We start from the raw sequence: 19,621 nt of genomic DNA, 5'->3' as shown, positions 1-19,621 counted from the left end.
GGCTGGCAATGAAGGCGATCGACAACCACCAACCGAGAGCCCTCTGGGCGACCCGCCTCGGTTTCATTATGGCCGCCGCCGGCAGCGCCGTCGGTCTCGGCAACATCTGGAAATTCCCCTATATTACCGGGGTCAACGGAGGCGGAGCCTTCGTCCTCGTCTATCTGATCTGTATCGCCCTGGTCGGCCTGCCGATCATGATGGCCGAACTGATGATCGGACGCCATACCCGGCGGGATGCGGTGGGGGCCTTCATTCATCTGGAAGGACGCCGCTCCCCCTGGCTTTGCGCCGGATGGGTCAGCGTTTCGGCCGCCTTCATCATCCTCTCCTACTATTCGGTGGTGGCCGGTTGGACCCTCGACTACATTTTTCGGGCCATCAGGGGGAGCTTCAGCGGTCTTCCGCCGGAAACCATCGAAGGGCTTTTCGATGGTTTGATCGGCGACGGCCCGCGACAGATTCTCTGGCATCTGGTCTTCATCCTGCTCTGCCTCGGAATTGTCATCGGTGGCGTACAGAAAGGGATCGAGCGGTGGAGCAAGATCCTCATGCCGCTGCTGTTCCTGCTGCTTCTGCTGCTGTTCGTCAACGGCATGCTCAGCAAGGGCGCGTGGGCCGGACTGACCTTCATGTTCCGCCCCGACTTCGGGAAACTGACTCCAGGAGCCGTCCTGGAGGCCCTGGGCCACGCCTTTTTCACCCTCTCCCTCGGCATGGCGGCGATGATCACCTACGGCTCCTACCTGAGCCGCCAGGAAGACCTGCTGGCCGCGGGCGTCCGGGTGGTTGTTCTCGACACCCTCATCGCCCTGATGGCCGGTCTCGCGATCTTCCCCGTGGTCTTCGCCGTCGGCCTGGAACCGGCTGCGGGCCCGGGACTGATCTTCAAGACCATCCCGGTGGTTTTTTCCCGGCTGCCGGGCGGCTTTCTGCTGGCCATCCTGTTTTTCCTGCTGCTCGCCTTCGCCGCCCTGACCAGCGCCATCTCCCTGCTCGAAGCCCAGGTCGCCTACCTCATCGACGAGCGCGGCTGGGCCCGCGGCAAAGCCACGTCCTATCTGGCCGCCCTGGCCTTCGTCGTCGGCATTCCCACCGCCCTTTCCTACAACGTCCTCGGCAATTGGCAGCCGATCGGCGAACGCTCCTTCTTCGACTCGATCGACCTGATCGCCTCCAACTACCTTTTGCCGATTAGCGGCCTGCTGATCGCGGTCTACGTCGGCTGGTTCTGGAAAGGGGATGAGGAGAAGGAAGAGTTAATTGCCGGCGGAGCGGGCTGGGTGTTTCCCGTCTGGCACTTTTTGATTCGCTATGTGGCGCCGGTCGCGGTGGCGGTTATTCTTTATTACAAAGTTGTGCATCCGTAGCAAATGAAGGGGTTGAAATCAAAATCGAAATCAGAGCCGATCCCGATTTCGATCCCGATTTCGATTTCGACCTAGGGAGACATGCCTATGACCTTCGATACGTTCCTGTTCGACCTGGATGGAACTCTCGTCGATTCCGTGGCCGATCTGGCCACTTCAATAAACCAGCTTCGTGATGAACTTTCCCTGGGCCCCCTCGATCTGGACACAATCAGTGGGCATATCGGGGACGGAGCGACCATGCTGGTCAAGAGGAGCCTGCCCGAAGGAGCCTTCTCCCCCCAGCACCTGCAGCGGTTCCTGAACCTCTATCGAAACCGGCTGACAGACCAAACCCGGGTTTATCCCGGGATAGACGAGTTTTTGATCCAGCACCAATTGGACAAGATGGCGGTGATCACCAACAAACCCTTCGACCTGACCCTCGCCCTGCTCAACGAACTCGGCCTGATCGCATTTTTTCAAACCCTCGTCTGCGGCGACAGCGGGCTGCCGAAAAAACCGGATCCCGCTCCCGTCCTGCAGGCCCTGAGGGAGCTGCAGGCCGATCCGAAACGGACGGTGATGATCGGCGACCACCATACCGACCTTCTGGCGGGACGGGCGGCCGGGGTCAAAACCTGTTTCTGCGCCTTCGGCTTCGGCAACGATGGCGGTGTCGAGTCCGATTTTCGGGCCGAAACCCCGGAGGACCTGCTGCGCCTGTTTCCGGCCGAGAATCGATGGTGAGGCCGGATAGACCCAAAGTCAAAAGCCGATTTCGATTTCGATAGCGATTTCGTTTTGGATCATTAAAGTCCCGCCCCATGTCAACGGACAGACTCCTTAGCCAAAGAGAAATTTCCCATTTCTTTTTCCCCCTGCTGCTCAACGTGCAGTTGATGAGCCTGTCCCATTCGGTGATCAACGCGGCCCTGGCACGAGGCGAGAAACCGGTGCTGGCCCTGGCCGGATTCAGCATCGCCATGGTCCTGCACCTGTTCCTCGCCTCCCCCTCCTATCAGAACCACACAATAACCATCGCCCTGGTGAGAAACCGCCGGTCGCTGCTAGGGGTGGGCGGTTATGTCCTGGCGGTGGCCATATATGTTTCTCTCCTGCTGACCCTGATCGGTTATTCCCCTCTCGGTCCATGGGTATTGCAGGAACTTCTGGGAACCAGCCCGGAAATTGCCGCCGAGGCGCGCAAGGTCATCGCCGTGCTGGCATTTCTGCCGTTTCTGACCGGGATTCGCGGCCTGTGCCAGGGGCTGGTCATCCGCGCCCGCCATACCGGCCTGGTCTCTCTGGCCACCCTGGTGCGCATCGGCGCTCTGCTCGGCTTCCTGTTCCTGGGACGGTCCTGGTTCTCGGGAGCCACCCTGGGGGCTTTCGGCCTGCTGGGCTGCATCGCCGTAGAAACCTGTTTCATGGTCTGGTTCGCCTGGAAAACCTGGCTCCCCGAGGAAGACGTCTCCCCGAAAAAATGGCGCGATATCTTCCACTACAGCCTGCCCCTTTCTTTTTCCTCGGCCATGCAGCAGGCCGTGCCATTGCTGATCGGGGCCATCATCAGCCGCCTGCCCGACGCCGCCCTGGCCCTGGCCGCCTACGGCATCATCCGCGGCTTCATCTTCCTGCTGGCCGGTCCGATGCGGAACCTGCAGCAGGCCTATCTGACCCTGGTAAAAAGCAGGCACGACGACCTGCAACTCGTGATCTTTTTTCGCAGGGTGGCCATCGGCATGGCCCTGATCATGCTGCTTGCGGCCTATCCCCTTAATCTTCCAATCATGCAAGGCATCATGGGCCTCTCCGACGAACTGCGCCGCTATATCGCCCTGCCGCTGGCAGCCTGCCTGCTCTACCCGGTCTTTTATGGCGCCGTCAACCTGTTGCGAGGCCATTATGCCGCCGCGCACCGCACCGGTCAGCTCGGCTGGGCGACGGTGTTCAAGGTCGGCTATCTGATGGGCTGCTGGATGGTCATCCGGCTCACTGGTATTTCCCCACCGGGAATCGCCCTGGCGGTCTTTCTGCTGCTGACCTGCGAGGTGTGCGAAGCGTGGTATCTTCGGCGGGGACTGCATTGGGTCTAAATCAAAAGCCGATTTCGATCCCGATCCCGATTTGGATTGGCACCCCCCAAAACAGACCCGGCCTGTCACAATCAAGCGGGGCTCCCTTTAAGGCACCCTATGATTATTGGTTTTTCAAAATCGAAATCGCTATCGAAATCGGGATCGGGTTTCAGCTTTTCCTTCAGAAGGATTGACCCGTTTCCCCCATCCACAGTAAATTTATTGTAGATCTCTATACCACGAATGGAAACAATGGAAGAGACGCCCCCCAAAAAGCACCCCTGCCCCGACTGCCGGCAATGTCAGTGGTGTCCCGATACCCGCTGCGCCATGTGTCTGCGCACCACCGGATCCTGCAGAAAAAAAATGTCGATCGCAGAACAGATCGCCCTTTACGAAAAAATCAATCGGGAATACAACGAGAAAAAAAGCCATTCGGACGACGAGAAATGAACGCACCCAGGGAATTTCCCCCCATCGTCATCAACGCCATCTTCGCGCTCGGGCTGTTTTCGTCGATCTGCTTCCGGGTCCTGCTGGTGGCCGACCATCTCTATCCGGCTCTGGTTCGCCCCATCTGGTACGCCGGCGTCCTCGGCTACTGCGGCTTCTTCTGGCATCGCTACCGCATTACCCGCAAACGCAAGAGGGCCATACGCGGCATGGACCTGATCGCCAAAGTCAACCAGGACCAACTCGGCGAGGAGGACCGCAAGGCGGTCAGTTACATACTCTCTTCGGTAGACCATTCCAAGGAGGGGCTCAACTACCTGATCATCTTCATCCTCTCCGCCCTGGCTATCGCGGCGGACCTTTACTTGAGCGCTTAAGGGGAAAGGCCAGGATCCGATTTCGATCCCGATTTCGATTTCGATTTGGATCCCACCCGAAACCAGCCAGATTGGCAAAATAAGCGGGAGAGAATGACCCTTCTGGAGCAATTTTGAGAACGAGGTGGACCACCTCTGGCGGGTGAAACGATAACGAAGCGGAAGGGTAATTTCTTGACAAAAAGAGCTTAAAGTTTTTCAATAGATAAATTTCAATGCATTTTGTTTTATGGAGAAGCCCGATGGAGGGAAGAGGTAACCATTCAAGCCGCCGCGCCGGTCTCGAACCGATGGCGGCTTTAACTTTTTCCGAAAGTGGGACAATGCTGTCTGTGCAGAAGGTGGAGCCGGAACCCATCGCCGCCTTATTTTGGCACGCTTCATGAATTGATGTAATTAAATCCGGCGCGTTCTCTTGGCTTTTTTTCTTTATTATCCCCTTTTGCTTTGACGAGGAGGCTCATATGGTTATTGAATGTCCCACTTGCGGAAAGAAGGGAAGTATTGAGACGGAAAAGATCCCGGAACAGGGAACCAAACTGACTTGCAACAGCTGTCAGGAGCGTTTTTTCATCACCCGCGACAGGGGCACGGAGCCTCTTCAGAAGATCGGCGCTGTTCAGCCATCCACAAAAGCAACACAACCGATGCCTCGGGCTGGGGCCGAGGAACCTTCATCGGCAGACGCCTATAAACCTCGTTTAACCTGTAGCCTTTGCGGTCAAAATTATGGACGACAAGATTTGGTCCGATTCGGAGAGAAGCTTGTCTGCGGCTCGTGCAAACCGGCCTATGTCCAAATGATTCAGCAGGGCGAATCCCACCCTGCAGAGATGCGCTATGCGGGTTTCTGGGTAAGGTTCGCAGCCAAAATCATCGACGGCATTGTCCTCTGGATCCTTCTCATGCCTGTCACTCTCTTGGTCTCTTCAATGTTTCAGGTCGACCCGAACAACCCGGAGCAAATTTCCACCATGATGGCAGGCGTGGGGATTCTGTACCTCTTCCAGATAGGTATTCCAGCCGTATTTACATGCTTCTTCCTGGGACGATTTCAGGCAACCCCGGGCAAAATGGCTCTTGGCCTGATCGTCACAAATCCGGAGCGGCAAAAGATCAGTTATCTTCGCGCCCTTGGCCGGAGTTTTGCCGAATGGATCAGCAGCCTTATCCTGGCCATCGGCTATCTGATGGCAGGGTTCGACGAAGAGAAACGTACTCTCCATGATCGTATCTGCAGCACCCGGGTCGTATACAAGAGATGAAGTTTTCAGGCTCCGATCAAAGGGGTATGGCCTGTCCCGGATGCGGCAGGACACTTCCCGGCACCCTTTATAACAGGGCCCGACCGGTCCCTTGTCCCCATTGCCGAGCGGTACTGGAAATTTCGGTCTTTCCCGCTTTTTACCGCGACGACAAGCCGGTTTCCGCCCAGAATGTGCTGGCGGAAGGCGAGGCCAACTGCTTCAATCATCCACAGAAAAAAGCCGTGAGCGTCTGCGAGGATTGCGGCCGTTTTCTGTGCGCTCTCTGTGAGGTCGTCATCGGCTCCCGTCATACCTGCCCCGATTGCATCGAAACAGGAAGAATACAAGGCAGCAAGCAGGACTTGGTCATCCGACGGACCATGCATGACAGTATCGCCCTGTCGCTTGCGCTCCTTCCGGCACTGATATGGCCCGTAACCCTCCTGACCGCGCCGGCAGCACTTTTTTACGCAATTCGGCATTGGAAATCCCCCACCAGCATTCTGCCCAGAACAAAGATTCGCTACCTTTCGGCAATACTCTTTGCCTTGTTGCAGGTCGGGGGATGGACGCTGCTGGCAGTCTCTTTTATGACATCATGAAAAATTCCGGCAACCGCACATATCAACGACTTCCCGGGAAAAAGACGGGGCTGTACCGTCGAGCCAGGCTCTGGATGGGTGGCGATCACCTTTTGGCGGTCGATTCGAATATCTACCAGGAGCGCTACCAGCGCTACTATTTCAAGGACATTCAAGGGATTGTCATCCAAAAAACGAAGAGGGGCAGGATTTTCAACGGCATCTTCGGTGTCGTGTTGGCCCTTGCCGCCGCACTTTCTCTGCAAGCCTGGTTCGCTTCCGAATCGGTCTGGGTTGTCTTCTGGGCCATTCTCGGATCGTGTTTCCTGGTCATCCTCCTGGGCAACACGGCTCTTGGCCCCACCTGCATATGCCGGGTGCGAATGCCGATATCCACCAACGAACTCCCCTCGTTGCACCGCTTGCGTCTGGCGCGCAAGGTGCGGGACCGAATTCGGGAAAAGATCGAGCAAACTCAGGGCCGACTGACGTCCGAGCAAATCCTGCACTCCACCTCTCCGCCGAGCCGATCATTGTCGAGCCTTGGGATGACCCCGGGTTCCGGGACACGGCAGGAGATGAAAGTCGATCCGCCCGTCTCCCTCTGGGCCCACTGGTCCCTTTTCGCCACCGCCCTGTTGACGGGAGCCTTCTGCGTCCTCTACCTTTTCCGGGGCGGACCGGTCCTAGCCTGGAGCGGTCTGCTGCTCGGCTCTTTGCTGGTCGTATTGAACATCATCGCCTTGTCCAGGCAAGCCCGCAAGCAGATGCCGGGAGCGGCAAAAACATCCAGCTGGATCGTTATGGGTGTCATTTTTGCCGGCGGCATTTTAGTATATTTTGGCATGATAATAACGATGTTGAAAAACGGTGAAGTCGAACCGATGTTCAACCAGTGGTCTCTTTACAGCAGCATGGCCGCTGTTCGCCCGATCGACGTGCCGTTCCTCACCGTAATATTCATTGTTCTGGCACTCTGCCTGTTTCTTGCTTCACTGATCGGAACCGTGTCTCTGGCAAGCTGGCAGCCCGACGGAGGAAGGTGACAGTGACAGACCTGGTGTCAAAAAGATGTCTTCGGCACAGCCAACGTGAAGCTGTGGCTCTCTGTCCGGCATGCAAACACTACTTTTGTCGAGAATGCATCATTGAGCATCAGGGGCTTTTCCTCTGCAGCCGCTGCCTGAATGCCGCCAATGGGGGAAGCAAGAAAGGCAGGGGAATGATTGGAGTTATCGGGAGCCTGCTGGCCAGTGCTGCCGGTTTTCTGCTTCTCTGGATGAGCTTCTTTTATCTCGGCAAACTACTTCTTGCCATTCCAAGCAGTTTCCACGAGGGTACCCTCTGGAGCAGTTTTCGATAGCCCCATGGCGGTATCGATGCGCGAACACCATCGGGGGCGGCCGGCTCTCGACCTTCTCGAAGAGGCCTTTGCCGTCTTGCGCAGCCAGCCGGCCGAAAACCTTTTGCTTTACCTTCTCGGCACCACCCCCTTTGCACTGTCGCTGATTTATTTCTGGGCCGATATGAGTGGCGGCGCTCTGGCCCACGACCATTTGGGAAAAGGCTCTCTTGTTCTGACTCTCGCCTGGGTCTGGATGAAAAGCTGGCAGGCCGTTTTTGCCGAGCGGGTCAAAAGCGGTATCATGCAAACTCCGCCCCTCCCTCTGACTCCAATCAGGTTGCTGCGACTCGCTGTTTTTCAAGGTATGTCCAGCGCCTGGGCATTGTTGCTGTTGCCGGTTGCTTTTGCGTTGACCCTTCCCGCAGCCTGGTGCCTGGCATTTTTCCAGAACCTGACCGTTCTCGACCGGGGTGATGACAGTGCTCCCGCGGCGCAGGTGCGCCAGGCCTGGCAGCAGGCCCGGCTCTGGCCAGGGCAAAACCACCAGATGCTGTTGATGCTGAGCGCTTTTTCCCTGGTGGTCTTCATCAACTTTTTCATCCTCCTCATGCTGCTTCCTCATCTGCTCAAAGTGCTGTTCGGTATCGAGTCGATTTATGGCATGGGGGCTCTCGCCATGGCCAACTCCACGCTCTGGCTGATCGTCTCCGTGCTGACTTTTCTCTGTGTCGACCCGCTGGTAAAAACAGCCTATGTGCTGCGGTGCTACCGGGGACTTTCCCTTCGCAGCGGCGAAGACCTGCTGGCGGAATTGCACCTTTCGCGTAAAACCAGGGGTATTTATACCCTTTTCTCCGGTTTTCTTGTCTTCCTGACGCTTTGCGGCACCCCCGGCATTTCAGGGGCAGGCAGCGAGCAAACTCCGGCCAACGGTCGAGCGCAGGGGATGATTGTCGCCTCCGAACTGGACCGGGCGATCGATGCCGAAATGTCGCGGGTCGAATACAGTTGGCGCATGCCCAGGGAGCAGATTCAGGAAACCGATGAGGAGCCGTCCGGATTCATGCACACCGTGGCGGAGACCATCCGCTACTGGGGAGAATTTCTGGGCGATGGCATAGAGACGTTTTTGGAGTGGCTGGGGGACGTCCTGGCAAAGCTTTTTCCAAAAATCGGTCTCGCCAAGCCGGAAGGTCGCAGCGAGCCTGCCGATCTGCGCTTTCTTGCCCTGTACATCGGATTGGGATTCGCCATCTGCATTGCCGCCATGGTTGCCTGGAGGCACTTGCGGCGCAGAAAACGTCTTGGGCCGGAAATCGTCCCGACAGATGTTTTGCTGCCAGATATGGAGGCGGAGGAGGTGGATGCCAGCGTCCTGCCGGTCAACGAATGGCTGGCCCTTGCCGAGAAGCTGCTCGAACAGGGGCAGCGGCGCCTGGCCGTCCGCGCCTTGTATTTGGCCGATCTCGCCGGACTTGCAGGCGCCGATCTGCTCCAAATCGGCAAGGCAAAATCGGACCACGATTACTGTAAAGAGCTGCAACGAAACATCCTCACCGAAACGGACGTGGTCCAGGCGTTTTTCCAGAACATCATTGTTTTTCAGCAGATCTGGTACGGGATGCGGGAGGTCAGCGAAGAGATGCTGGAGCAGTTTCAGGGCAACCATCGAAGGATCATGAGCCATGTCGGCGCGGCGTAGAATCGTTCTGCTCGGCTTTTGCCTGCTCCTGGTCTGCTTCTGCCTCGGGCTCTACAGGCTGATGGCACTGCGGTTCGATGCGGGCGATGTCTTTCCCCCCTATTCGACCCTGCGCAGCGACCCGCTGGGAAGCAAGGTCTTCTATCGCTCCCTGGAACGCTTGGAAGGGGTGACGGTACAACGCCATTACCGGAAACTGAAAGACCTGGAAGGCACGGAACCCTCGACCATCTTTTTTCTCGGACTCAGCCCCGAAGAACTTGAAATCCTTCCCGATACGATTCACGGTCTTCTCGCCAAGGGGCACCGGATCGTCCTCTCGCTCCACCCGGTTCGCCGCCGGCCCGGAGTGGACAAAGAGAATCCGGCCGAGTCAAGCCAACCGGACGGGGATGGAAATGTTCCCGACCGTAAACCGGTGGAGGAGAAAGGTCCGGCCCGACTGGGGGTCCGTCTGGGATTCGCCCCTCTCGCAGAGAAGGGTGGAATGGGAAAGGTTCGAGCTTCCCTCGCGGCGGATGAATACCGGTCCGACCTTCCCGAACATATCCCTGTTCACAGTGAGGTTCGTTTCACCGGGATCGATCGGGATTGGCAGGTTCTCTACCGGGTCGAGGGGGAGGCGGTTCTCATGGAGCGCCACGAGACCGGAGGAGGCAGACTGGTGCTGGTTGCCGACTCCTACCTGTTCAGCAACGAGGCGATGCTTCGTGACCGCCATGCCGCCCTTCTCGCCTGGATCGCCGGGAACGGGCCCTTCGTCTTCGACGAAACCCACCATGGTGTCCGCAGACAACCGGGAGTGATGCTTCTGTTGCGGCAGTATCGCCTGGCTCCTTTTCTCGGCGTATTGCTGGTGCTGGCCGCTCTCTACGTCTGGAAGCGTTCCGTTCCCTTTGCTCCCCGGCTGGCGGCGGTAAAGACGGATGACGATGAGGCTTCGGCAATGGACTATCATGCGGGGCTGACCAACCTTTTGCGCCGCAACCTCACCGACAGGAACATGCTGGCGACCTGCGTCGATGAATGGCAGCACTCCCTGGGGAGGCAGCATCTGAGTGAAACGGAGAAGGATCGCATCCGGTCTGTGGTGGAAAGCGGAAACACTCCGCCGGCTCGGGGACAGGCCGTGGCCGAAGGCTACAGAAAAATCGCCGCAATTCTGGCAGAGAGGAAATGGTTATGGAAATAGAGAAGCTTCAGGAGATTCTGGGGCGCATCAGGGAAGAAACGGCCAAGGTCATCATCGGGCAGGAGGAGGTCGTCGAGCTGGCTTTGGCAACCATCCTTGCGGGACAGCATGCTCTGTTCGAGGGGGTGCCCGGCATCGGCAAGACCCTGCTGGTTCGCACTTTGGCGAGGATTCTCGGCGACGGATTCGGCCGCATTCAGTTCACCCCCGACCTGATGCCGGCCGATATTACCGGAACCCATGTATTCAACCTGAAAACCCAGGAGTTCAGCCTGGTCCAGGGTCCTGTTTTTACCGGATTCCTCCTGGCCGACGAAATCAATCGCGCCCCGGCGAAGACCCAGTCGGCCCTGCTGCAGTCGATGCAGGAGCGCACCGTCAGCATCGACCGCAAAACCTATCGCCTGTCGCCCAACTTCACGGTTTTCGCAACCCAGAACCCGATCGAGTTCGAAGGGACCTACCCCCTGCCCGAAGCGCAGAAGGACAGGTTCATGGTGAAGATCGCCATGCAGGGACCCAGCCTTGAGGAAGAACAACGCCTGGCGCGCTCCATGCTCGGGGAAAAGACTCCCGAGCAGGTTCTGAGCAGCGGAGATGTGCAGCGGCTGATCGATGCCGAGACCCTTCCGGCCATGCGCGCAGCCCTGCGGCAGGTACACATCAAAGACGAACTGGTTGATTACATCGTCAACATCGTTCGCGCCACCCGGAATGATCCCCGCATCCTGGTAGGCGGAGGTCCCCGCGCCACCCAATCCCTGATCCTCGGGGCACGGGCCATGGCGGTTATCGCCGGACGCGATTTCAGCACCCCGGAGGATATCAAGAGGCTGGCGGTCCCCGTTTTGGAACATCGGTTGGTGCTGCGTCCCGAGTACGAGATCGAGGGGCTGACTCCGGACGAAGTTGTCTCTTCGTTGCTGGAGGGGGTCACTGTCCCGCGATGATGGTTCCAGCCAACAGGCTCCTGGCGGTTTTCTCGCTTTCTGCCGTACCCTGCAGTCTGGCCTGGGCCCTGCTGCCTGTTGCCGCCCCCTTTGCCGTGATGATTTGGGGGGGGCTTCTGGCGCTCGCGCTGGTCGATGCCAGGCTGGCCGGCAAATCCCTGAGAGGGGTCGGCGCGGAGATGCCCGAAGAGATCACTCTCACCCACGGCCGGGAGGGTGAATGCCTGTTGGTTTTGACGGGCGGCAGCACCGGAAAGAAGGAGGTGCGCGTCGGTCTCGAGCTGCCGGAACAGATCCACTCATCGTGGGACGACTTTTGGACCATTCTGCCGGAAGAAGGTGCCAGTCGAGCTATCCCGTGGCCGGTGCTGCCGCAGCGAAGGGGACGTTTTTCCGTCGAAAAATGCCATCTCCAGATCCGTTCTTCCCTCGGCTTCTGGCATTGGCAGGAGGTCCGGCACCTGAAGTCGGAGATCAAGGTTTATCCGAACCTGTTCCCGGAGAAGAAACGGCTGGCTGCCCTTTTCCTGAATCGCGGTTCCCTCGGTTTGCACCTGCACCGCCAGGTCGGCAAGGGGCGCGAATTCGAGAAGCTGCGGGAATACCTGCCGGGTGACAGCCTCAACGACATTCATTGGCGGGGGACAGCCAAGCGTGGTCACCTGGTGACTAAGCAGTACCAGATCGAGCGCACCCAGGAGATCTATGTCGTCATCGACTCCTCCCGGCTGAATGCACGCGACAGCGGCAACGGCCAGTCAATGCTCGAGCGCTATATCACTGCCGCCCTGATGCTGAACCTGGTGGCCCGGCAGCAGGGCGATCTTTTCGGGCTGGCTGCCTTCAGCGACCGGGTGCATCAGTTCGTCACGGCCCGATCCGGCCTGGAACATTTTCGAACCTGTCAGGACGCATTGATAAACCTGCAGGCCCGGAGCCACAATCCGGACTATGGTGAACTGGCCGGATTTCTCAGCCTGCGCCTGCGCCGGAGAGCTTTGCTCCTCTTCCTCACCTGTCTCGACGAACCGGCCCTGGCCGAGCGCTTCGAAAAAGAGATGGCCCTGGTCAGCAGGCGTCATCTGCTCCTGGTCAACATGATCAAGCCGTCCGCCGCCACTCCCCTGTTCAGCACTGACGACGTCGACTCCAGCGAGGGTGTCTGCCGGCATCTGGCCGGTCACCTGGTCTGGCAGAGCCTGAGAGAACTCGGCCGCAACCTCAAAATGCAGGGGGTCGACTTCCATCTCCTGGATGAAGAACGGCTCAGTACCGATCTGGTCTCGCAATACATCAATGTCAAGCGGAGGCAGCTGCTTTGATTATCGATCTTGAACGCTTCGTCGGCGAAGAGCGCCCCTTCTGGCGGGAGTTTGAAACCATGCTTGACCTTATCGACAAGGACCCGGGGCAGAAAAGAAGCCTTGAGGAGGTCAAGCGTTTCCACTACCTCTATCAGCGCACCTCTTCAGGGCTGGCGCGTCTGCAGGGCCTCGCCCGGGACGATGAGATCAGGCGCTATCTGGACTCCCTGGTGGCGCGCGCTTTCGGCGAAATCCATGAGGTCAGACACCGTCGGCACCGGCTTTATCCCTTAAAATGGTTTTTCCGCAGTTTCCCGAGCACCTTCCGTCGTCATCGCCATGGTTTCCAGGCTGCGCTGCTGATCACCCTGATCGGCTGCGCATTCGGCGTTTTTGCCCTGGCAATCGATCCGGCCAGCAAAGAGGTGCTGCTCCCCTTCGATCATCTGCTGGGCAACCCTTCGGAGCGGGTTGCCGCCGAGGAGACCAGACTGCCGATACAGATCGGCGAGGGGAAATCGGCCTTTGCCAGCCAGTTGATGACCCACAATACAAGGGTCGCCATCTTCGCCATGTCGCTGGGCATCACTTGGGGCATCGGCACAATGGTCCTCTTGTTCTACAACGGGGTGATACTCGGAGCCGTTTTTTTCGACTATATCCGTGCCGGGGAAACGGAGTTTCTGCTTGGCTGGCTTCTGCCCCACGGTGTCGTGGAGATTCCCGCCATTCTCATTGCCGGCCAGGCCGGACTGGTATTGGCCAGGACTCTATTCGACCGCCAGAGCGGCCTGCCCCTCGGTGAGAGGCTGCGTGGACAAACGCATGATCTGATGACCCTGATCGGGGGAGTGGCGGTATTGCTCGTTTTTGCCGGCCTGGTCGAAAGCTTTTTCTCCCAATACCATGAGCCTGTTCTGCCCTATCCGCTCAAAATCGGTTTCGGCCTGGTCGAGCTGACCGCCCTGTGTCTCCTTTTAGCCCGGGGAGGCAAATCGGCGGACAGAATACAGCTGGGAGGGAACTCTCAATGACCGGAAGCAGGGACACGATCCAGGTTATTCGCACGCCGGAGGGGGTGGCCTTTTCCCTGGTCCTGGCCGGACCGATGGTGCGCTTTCTTGCCTGGCTTATCGACGGCCTTTGCATATGGGGACTGCTCAGTATCGCCGGCGGCTTGCTCAGGGTCCTTTCGGCATTCAGTTCGGAAGCCGGCATGGCCTTCTACATCCTCATCAGCTTCGTCGTTTCGATCGGGTACGCCATCCTCCTGGAGTGGTTCAACCATGGCCAGACTTTCGGGAAAAAAATACTTCGCCTGCGGGTCATGGACCGCAGCGGACTCAAGCTTCAGTTTGGACAGGTGGTGGTTCGCAATCTGTTGCGCACGGTGGACAGCCTGCCCTATTGTTATCTCCTCGGCGGTATCGCCTGCCTGCTAAATCCCAAATTTCAACGCCTCGGGGATCTTGCAGCCCACACCATCGTCGTTCGCAATCCAAAGGTCAGCGTACCCGATATAGACCGGCTGTTCCCCGACAAGTACAATTCCTTTCGCGCCTACCCCCATCTGGTTGCCCGGTTTCGCCAGCAGGTCTCCCCCTCGGACGCCGCCCTCGGACTCGAGGCGCTGATACGCCGCGACCAGCTGGATCCAAAGGCGCGCATCGATCTTTTCGAACAGGTGGCCGGTTTCTACCGAACCATAGTCGCTTTTCCTGCCGAGGCGACCAACGGCCTCAGTGACGAAAGGTATGTGCGCAACCTGGTGGACGTCGTTTATCGTCCCAACCCATAAGTCGATCGGATTTGCACCTTGTTCTCATTGGGTTAGCGCTTAAGGGGAAAGGCCAACCCCCGATTTCGATTTCGATTTGGATCACCCACCCAATAAACCAGCCAGGTGGCAAAATAAGCTTGGTGAATGCATCATTGGGCCAGACTGGTTTTTGCCCTTTCCAAATCGAAATCGCTATCGAAATCGGGATCGGGTTTTTGCCTTTTGCATGCGCCGCGGGCGATTCATGAATCACCCTATCCAGCAATCAATCCCTTCGCCACCAGTTTTTCCCGCAGTGAAAAACCGTTCTCGAACTCGAAATAGGGCACCCCGATACTTGCGTAGTCGGCCGTAAAGGGTTTCGCCTTTTCCCGGGCGACCCGGATGCAGACGGCGGCGACCCGGTGAGGATGACGGCTGGCGATGTCGAAGTAGATCTGCCGGTCGGCCTGCCCGTTGTCGCCGATGAGAAAAAAGGGAAGATCCTTCGTCATCCGAAGGACGGTTTCGATCTTTTCGATCTTGTGGTGGTGTCCCTTACGGATCAGTTTGTTGTTGGCCAGGCCGATTTTCTGCATCAGCAGCGGCCCCTGCGGAAATTTCTGCAGATCCAGAAACTCCGTCCAGAGATGGTAAAGACTCCAACTCGAACTGGTGATGTAGAATACGGGAGAAAGGGCAGAGGTCGAACGGATGATGGCATTGTACAGCTCTGCCATACCGTCCACGGCTGTGCGGGTGGTCGAATTGTTGATGAAGGTGAGCCTGGCGGTCATGAGCAGATCGGTGGCGAAAGTCTCCACGATGGTATCGTCGATATCGCTGATAATGCCCGGAGATCGTCGAGTGGAGGTGGGGATGCTCAGAATTTTGCCGCCCTGCCTGGAAATCTCTCTGTAGCCCGGGATTCGCTGAAGATCGAAATGGACATCCACCCATCCCGGACGGTCGAGTTTTTCCCGTAGCGGGACCTCTTTGCGGAAGTAGCCTATCTCATCGGTAGTTATTGCCACTGACTGGCCCTGAATGGTCGCGGTGAGTAATGCCTTTTCGGCCCGGGCCCGGAGGAAGACCCGGATCATGTTGCGCAGGTTTCTCCACCAGGGATCATCCTTTTTGGATGAACCGATTTCCAGACGTTCGACCACCCGGCCCTGCAGAATGATGGAATCGTCGCAGCCGTAACCGTGAAATGCCGATACATAAAAAGGCCGCAGAACGCCGAAAGCCTGTTTCAGCCGGCGAATGGTTCGGGCCAGGAGCACATCTGCGAAAGGCGGATGCTGAGGGCGGCCATTATAATTTTCATCCGATAAAATTTCTGCCAACGATAACCCTCAAGCGTCTGGAATGAATCGAGTAGCGGATATCTTCAACGTCCCTGTCATGGAGTTCGCCGTCATAATTTATTGCGAGGGGCCGGGAAAATTTCAGGTCAAAGGTCTCGGAGCGAAGCGTCAGCACTGTATCGGAACGGTCCTGTTCACCCTTCAGAATCAGCCTGGAATTTAAAATCTGATCGCCCAAACCCTCCCCCAGATAAAGCACCAGATCGAGTTTTCCATCGGTCAAAAGAGCCCGGGGAGCGACCGGAATTCCTGCAGCCGCATATCTGCCGTTGCCGAGGACCACGTTCAGAGCCAGGGCACTGATTTTGTCCTCGTCGTTCTGCACTTCAACCTGGAAGGCTTCGATCTTTGTGAGGGCCGCAAGCCCGGATTTGAGGTAGGAAAGGGTTTTCCAGCTTTTTTTTTCGTCCTCCTCCAGATTTTTATCGACCTCGCCGCCAAAACCGCAGGCGGATACATTGAAAAACAGGTGTTCCTCACCGCCGGTTCTCAACCGGCCGACGTCGATATCCACCTCCCGCCCGGCATCGATCACTTGAAGGGCAGCATCGATGTCGTTATCGATTCCGAGACTGCGACACAGGTCGTTGCCCGTGCCCAGAGGGAGGATGCCAAGGGTTGCGGAATTTCCCGATTTGAGGATTCCGCTGGCGACCTCGTGGATGGTGCCGTCTCCGCCCGCCGCCAGAATCAACGACCTTCCCTCGGAAGCCGCCTGGCAGGCGAGCTCCGTCCCATGTCCTGCATGATCGGTTTCGGCCAACTGAAAGCCGCGACGTGTCACGGCCTGCATGAGCAGCTCATGTTTTCCGCTGCCGGCAGAAAGGTTGCAAACAACCAGGGGAGCGGCTGTCATATTCTTATCCGAAGTTATTGTCGTTCAACTTCTGTTTTTCGTGATGACTCCTGATTGTCAGTATACGCCATTCGAACAACTCATGGCCTGCTGTCGAAAAAATCCTCCATACCCGGCAGGGACGCCGCAACAAGTCCTCGATCCTTCAACATCTGCAACTATTTCTTCCCCAACTCCCGGGACCGTCTGGCGGCGTTCGAAACGGCACTCATCAGGGCCGAGCGCAGGCCGTTCTCCTCCAGGGCCTTCATGCCGGCGATGGTCGTCCCCCCCGGGGAGCAGACTTTGTCCCGCAAAACCGCCGGATGTTCGCCGCTTTCAATGACCATGCGGGCGGCGCCCAGTACCGTCTGGGCGGCGAGAGCCAGGGCCGCATCCTGGGGCAGGCCTTCCAGAATACCTCCGGCGGCCATGGCTTCGATAACGGTGTAGACATAGGCCGGGCCGGAGCCGGAAAGACCGGTGACCGCATCCATCTGCTCCTCGGCCACCACCCGCACCATGCCGACCGGCTCGAACAGGCGGCGGGCGGCGTCAAGATCGTCCGGGGAGGCGAAGCGTCCGGGGCAGAGGGCGGTGGCACCGCCGGCGACCAGGGCCGGGGTGTTGGGCATGGCCCGCACGATCCGCGGGCTGCCGGAAAAGTGCTTTTCCAGAATCTCGGTCGTTACCCCTGCGGCAATGGAAATCAGCAGCTTGGCATCATTGAAAACGTTGGCCACCTGCGGCAGGACCTGGCCGACAATCTGCGGCTTGATGGCCAGCACCACGAGATCGCAGCGACCGACCACTGCCGAGGCTTCCGATTCGGTCCGCACCCCATACTTTTCTTTCAGCACGTTCCGCCGCGACTCGACGGGTTCGGCAACCAGAATGTTTTCGGCCGGAACCACCCCTTCCCTGGTAAGCCCTTTAATCAGGGCTTCACCCATATTGCCTCCACCGAGGAAACCGATCTTGCTGATGGGCGTCATGAAATAGAGATCCTTTCCCTGAGTTGAAAAGTTTGAACAAGAATTGCTATCATTTGTGTTCATGGAATTCCTATCGGAATTGCCCGCCGATGTCAAGCAGTCAGCGGCCTGGGCGGGAGCGGAATTTTCAGTTGACACCAGCCATTTATGGGAGTATAAACCGGCCCCGTTGACTGAATTTGTTAAACGGATAGTTTAGTTTTGGTAAACATAGCTTCTGACAAAATGTTTACCATTCCTAAACAGGGAGCTAACGTGAAGATAGGTGAAAGACTGAGAAAACTGCGCATGGCCAATTCCCTCACCCAGGAGGAGCTGGCCAGCCGGGCAGACCTGACTAAAGGTTATATTTCTCAGCTGGAAAATGACGGCACCTCCCCCTCCATCAATACCTTGAGGGATATTCTGGATGTTCTGGGGGTTTCCATTTCGGAGTTTTTTGCCGAAACGCGCGAAACCCAGGTCGTATTCGGCAAGGACTCTTTGGTGATTGCCAACGATGAAAACGGCATCCGGGTGGAACTTCTGGTTCCCGGAGCTCAGAACCGGACCATGGACCCGGCACTGGTCACATTGCAGGCCGGGGAAAAAATGGAGGAGCAGTCCTTTCACGAAGGGGAGGAGTTCGGCTTTGTCATCAGCGGAAAGATTGGACTGACCCTTGACGACAAGGATTACATCGTCCGCAGGAATGAGTGCTTTTTCTTTACCTCCGACCGTCGCCACGCGGTCAGAAATGCCGGCAGGGTGCCGGCGAAAATACTCTGGGTGGTGACTCCGCCCACATTCGAATACAAAGGAAAGTGAATCTGAGAAAGGACAGGAGACCATGAGCAAGGTGCTGATCATCGGAGCAGGCGGCGTCGGCCGTGTTGTGGTACATAAATGCGCTCAGGCGAAAGAGGTGTTTACGGACATCACCCTGGCCTCCCGAACCAAGTCCAAATGCGACGCCATCGCCGCGGAGATTCCCGATTTCCCCATCAGGACCGCCCGCGTGGACGCCGACAATGTTCCCGAGCTGGTGGCCCTGATCCGCCAGGAGCAGCCCTCCCTGGTCATTAACGTCGCCCTGCCCTACCAGGACCTGACCATCATGGACGCCTGCCTGGAGACCGGCGTCGACTACCTCGACACCGCCAATTACGAGCCGCTGGACACCGCCAAGTTCGAATACAGCTGGCAGTGGGCCTATCATGACCGGTTCAAGGAAAAGGGTCTGATGGCCCTGCTGGGCAGCGGCTTCGATCCGGGCGTAACCAACGTCTATACCGCCCTGGCGGCGAAAAAGTACCTCGACGAGGTGCAGGAGATCGACATCATCGACGCCAACGCCGGCAGCCACGGCCAGCCCTTCGCCACCAACTTCAACCCGGAGATCAATATCCGCGAGGTGACCGCCCCCTGCCGTCACTGGGAAAACGGCCAGTGGGTCGAGACTGCTCCGCTCAGCACCAAACAGAGCTTCGATTTTCCGGAAGGGATCGGGTCGATGAACATCTACCGCATGTACCACGAGGAGATGGAATCGCTGGTCAAGCACATCCCGACCATCAAGAAGGCCCAGTTCTGGATGACTTTTTCCGACAACTACCTGAAGCATCTGGAGGTGCTGCAGAACGTCGGCATGACCCGCATCGACGAGGTCGAATTCCAGGGACAGAAGATTGTCCCCCTGCAGTTCCTGAAGGCGGTCCTGCCCGACCCCGGCAGCCTCGGCCCCCTCACCAAGGGCCGCACCTGCATCGGCGTCATCGCCCGGGGCATCAAGGACGGCAAGCGCAAGCAGGTCTACATCTACAACATCTGCGACCACGAAGCCTGCTTCCGGGAGGTCAACTCCCAGGCCATCAGCTACACCACCGGCGTTCCGGCCGTGGTCGGCGCGATGATGATGTTGACCGGCCAATGGCGCGGCGAAGGGGTCTACAACATGGAGCAGTTCGATCCCGAACCCTTCCTCGAAACCCTCGGCAAGATGGGCCTGCCGACGGAAGTCATTGACGGCGGGGAGTGGCCGGAGTTGTGAAAAGCAGGGGCTAGGGGCTGGGGGTTAGGGGCTAGTTGAAAACCTGGTTGCT

General features: G+C 57.9%; 20 protein-coding genes. 17 read left to right on the top strand and 3 right to left on the bottom strand.

Features of this window, described 5'->3' with window-relative positions; genetic code table 11:
- Positions 1 to 8: 8 nt before the first annotated feature.
- The 15 genes from R2940_17030 (at position 9) to R2940_16960 (ending at position 14,379) form a co-directional block, all read left to right on the top strand.
- Positions 9 to 1,370: a sodium-dependent transporter gene (locus R2940_17030; GenBank protein MEZ4601495.1), complete on the top strand. Its 1,362-nt coding sequence runs from the start codon at positions 9 to 11 to the stop codon at positions 1,368 to 1,370.
- Between the two features lie 87 nt (positions 1,371 to 1,457).
- Entirely contained in the window at positions 1,458 to 2,099 is a 642-nt protein-coding gene (locus tag R2940_17025) for an HAD-IA family hydrolase (GenBank protein ID MEZ4601494.1), read from the top strand.
- 77 nt (positions 2,100 to 2,176) lie between these two features.
- A complete protein-coding gene (locus R2940_17020) occupies positions 2,177 to 3,448 on the top strand; it encodes a hypothetical protein (protein MEZ4601493.1) in 1,272 nt (423 codons plus the stop codon).
- 234 nt (positions 3,449 to 3,682) lie between these two features.
- Positions 3,683 to 3,883: a hypothetical protein gene (locus R2940_17015; protein MEZ4601492.1), complete on the top strand. Its 201-nt coding sequence runs from the start codon at positions 3,683 to 3,685 to the stop codon at positions 3,881 to 3,883.
- Positions 3,880 to 4,260: a hypothetical protein gene (locus tag R2940_17010; protein ID MEZ4601491.1), complete on the top strand. Its 381-nt coding sequence runs from the start codon at positions 3,880 to 3,882 to the stop codon at positions 4,258 to 4,260. The genes R2940_17015 and R2940_17010 overlap by 4 nt, the downstream gene beginning before the upstream one ends.
- Before the next feature lie 464 nt (positions 4,261 to 4,724).
- The gene (locus R2940_17005) at positions 4,725 to 5,525 is read left to right on the top strand and encodes an RDD family protein (GenBank protein MEZ4601490.1); all 801 of its coding nucleotides are present in this window, start codon (positions 4,725 to 4,727) and stop codon (positions 5,523 to 5,525) included.
- Positions 5,522 to 6,109, top strand: a complete 588-nt coding sequence (locus R2940_17000; GenBank protein MEZ4601489.1) for a B-box zinc finger protein — start codon at positions 5,522 to 5,524, stop codon at positions 6,107 to 6,109. The genes R2940_17005 and R2940_17000 overlap by 4 nt, the downstream gene beginning before the upstream one ends.
- On the top strand, positions 6,073 to 7,134 hold the full coding sequence (locus R2940_16995; GenBank protein MEZ4601488.1) for a hypothetical protein: 1,062 nt from the start codon (positions 6,073 to 6,075) through the stop codon (positions 7,132 to 7,134). Before R2940_17000 ends, R2940_16995 begins: the two co-directional genes overlap by 37 nt.
- A 176-nt stretch (positions 7,135 to 7,310) precedes the next feature.
- Complete coding sequence (locus R2940_16990) at positions 7,311 to 7,451, top strand: hypothetical protein (protein MEZ4601487.1); 141 nt, start codon at positions 7,311 to 7,313, stop codon at positions 7,449 to 7,451.
- Positions 7,452 to 7,467: 16 nt separating this feature from the next.
- Positions 7,468 to 9,135: a hypothetical protein gene (locus R2940_16985; protein MEZ4601486.1), complete on the top strand. Its 1,668-nt coding sequence runs from the start codon at positions 7,468 to 7,470 to the stop codon at positions 9,133 to 9,135.
- Complete coding sequence (locus tag R2940_16980; GenBank protein ID MEZ4601485.1) at positions 9,119 to 10,327, top strand: DUF4350 domain-containing protein; 1,209 nt, start codon at positions 9,119 to 9,121, stop codon at positions 10,325 to 10,327. Before R2940_16985 ends, R2940_16980 begins: the two co-directional genes overlap by 17 nt.
- Positions 10,318 to 11,277 (top strand): MoxR family ATPase, encoded by a 960-nt coding sequence (locus R2940_16975; protein MEZ4601484.1) that lies wholly within the window; start codon positions 10,318 to 10,320, stop codon positions 11,275 to 11,277. The genes R2940_16980 and R2940_16975 overlap by 10 nt, the downstream gene beginning before the upstream one ends.
- Complete coding sequence (locus R2940_16970) at positions 11,274 to 12,599, top strand: DUF58 domain-containing protein (protein ID MEZ4601483.1); 1,326 nt, start codon at positions 11,274 to 11,276, stop codon at positions 12,597 to 12,599. The genes R2940_16975 and R2940_16970 overlap by 4 nt, the downstream gene beginning before the upstream one ends.
- Positions 12,596 to 13,615: a stage II sporulation protein M gene (locus R2940_16965; GenBank protein MEZ4601482.1), complete on the top strand. Its 1,020-nt coding sequence runs from the start codon at positions 12,596 to 12,598 to the stop codon at positions 13,613 to 13,615. The genes R2940_16970 and R2940_16965 overlap by 4 nt, the downstream gene beginning before the upstream one ends.
- On the top strand, positions 13,612 to 14,379 hold the full coding sequence (locus R2940_16960; GenBank protein MEZ4601481.1) for an RDD family protein: 768 nt from the start codon (positions 13,612 to 13,614) through the stop codon (positions 14,377 to 14,379). The genes R2940_16965 and R2940_16960 overlap by 4 nt, the downstream gene beginning before the upstream one ends.
- A 236-nt stretch (positions 14,380 to 14,615) precedes the next feature.
- Here R2940_16960 and R2940_16955 read toward each other — a convergent pair whose 3' ends face one another.
- The 3 genes from R2940_16955 to proC all read right to left on the bottom strand — a co-directional run bounded on the left by R2940_16955 (position 14,616) and on the right by proC (position 17,540).
- A complete protein-coding gene (locus R2940_16955) occupies positions 14,616 to 15,689 on the bottom strand; it encodes a phosphatase domain-containing protein (protein ID MEZ4601480.1) in 1,074 nt (357 codons plus the stop codon).
- Positions 15,667 to 16,566, bottom strand: coding sequence for a diacylglycerol kinase family lipid kinase (locus tag R2940_16950; protein MEZ4601479.1), 900 nt, complete (start codon positions 16,564 to 16,566; stop codon positions 15,667 to 15,669). Before R2940_16950 ends, R2940_16955 begins: the two co-directional genes overlap by 23 nt.
- A 158-nt stretch (positions 16,567 to 16,724) precedes the next feature.
- Positions 16,725 to 17,540: a pyrroline-5-carboxylate reductase gene (gene proC / locus R2940_16945; GenBank protein ID MEZ4601478.1), complete on the bottom strand. Its 816-nt coding sequence runs from the start codon at positions 17,538 to 17,540 to the stop codon at positions 16,725 to 16,727.
- A 255-nt stretch (positions 17,541 to 17,795) separates the two neighbouring features.
- Between proC and R2940_16940 the strand changes: the two genes are divergently transcribed.
- Together R2940_16940 and R2940_16935 are read left to right on the top strand one after the other, a co-directional pair.
- The gene (locus tag R2940_16940) at positions 17,796 to 18,347 is read left to right on the top strand and encodes an XRE family transcriptional regulator (GenBank protein MEZ4601477.1); all 552 of its coding nucleotides are present in this window, start codon (positions 17,796 to 17,798) and stop codon (positions 18,345 to 18,347) included.
- Positions 18,348 to 18,369: 22 nt separating this feature from the next.
- Positions 18,370 to 19,569, top strand: a complete 1,200-nt coding sequence (locus R2940_16935) for a saccharopine dehydrogenase family protein (protein ID MEZ4601476.1) — start codon at positions 18,370 to 18,372, stop codon at positions 19,567 to 19,569.
- Positions 19,570 to 19,621 lie beyond the last annotated feature (52 nt).

Source organism: Syntrophotaleaceae bacterium (assembly GCA_041390365.1).
Taxonomy (GTDB): domain Bacteria; phylum Desulfobacterota; class Desulfuromonadia; order Desulfuromonadales; family Syntrophotaleaceae; genus JAWKQB01.
The sequence above is the reverse complement of the archived record's forward strand: the minus strand, read 5'-3'. Positions and strand labels throughout refer to the sequence as shown.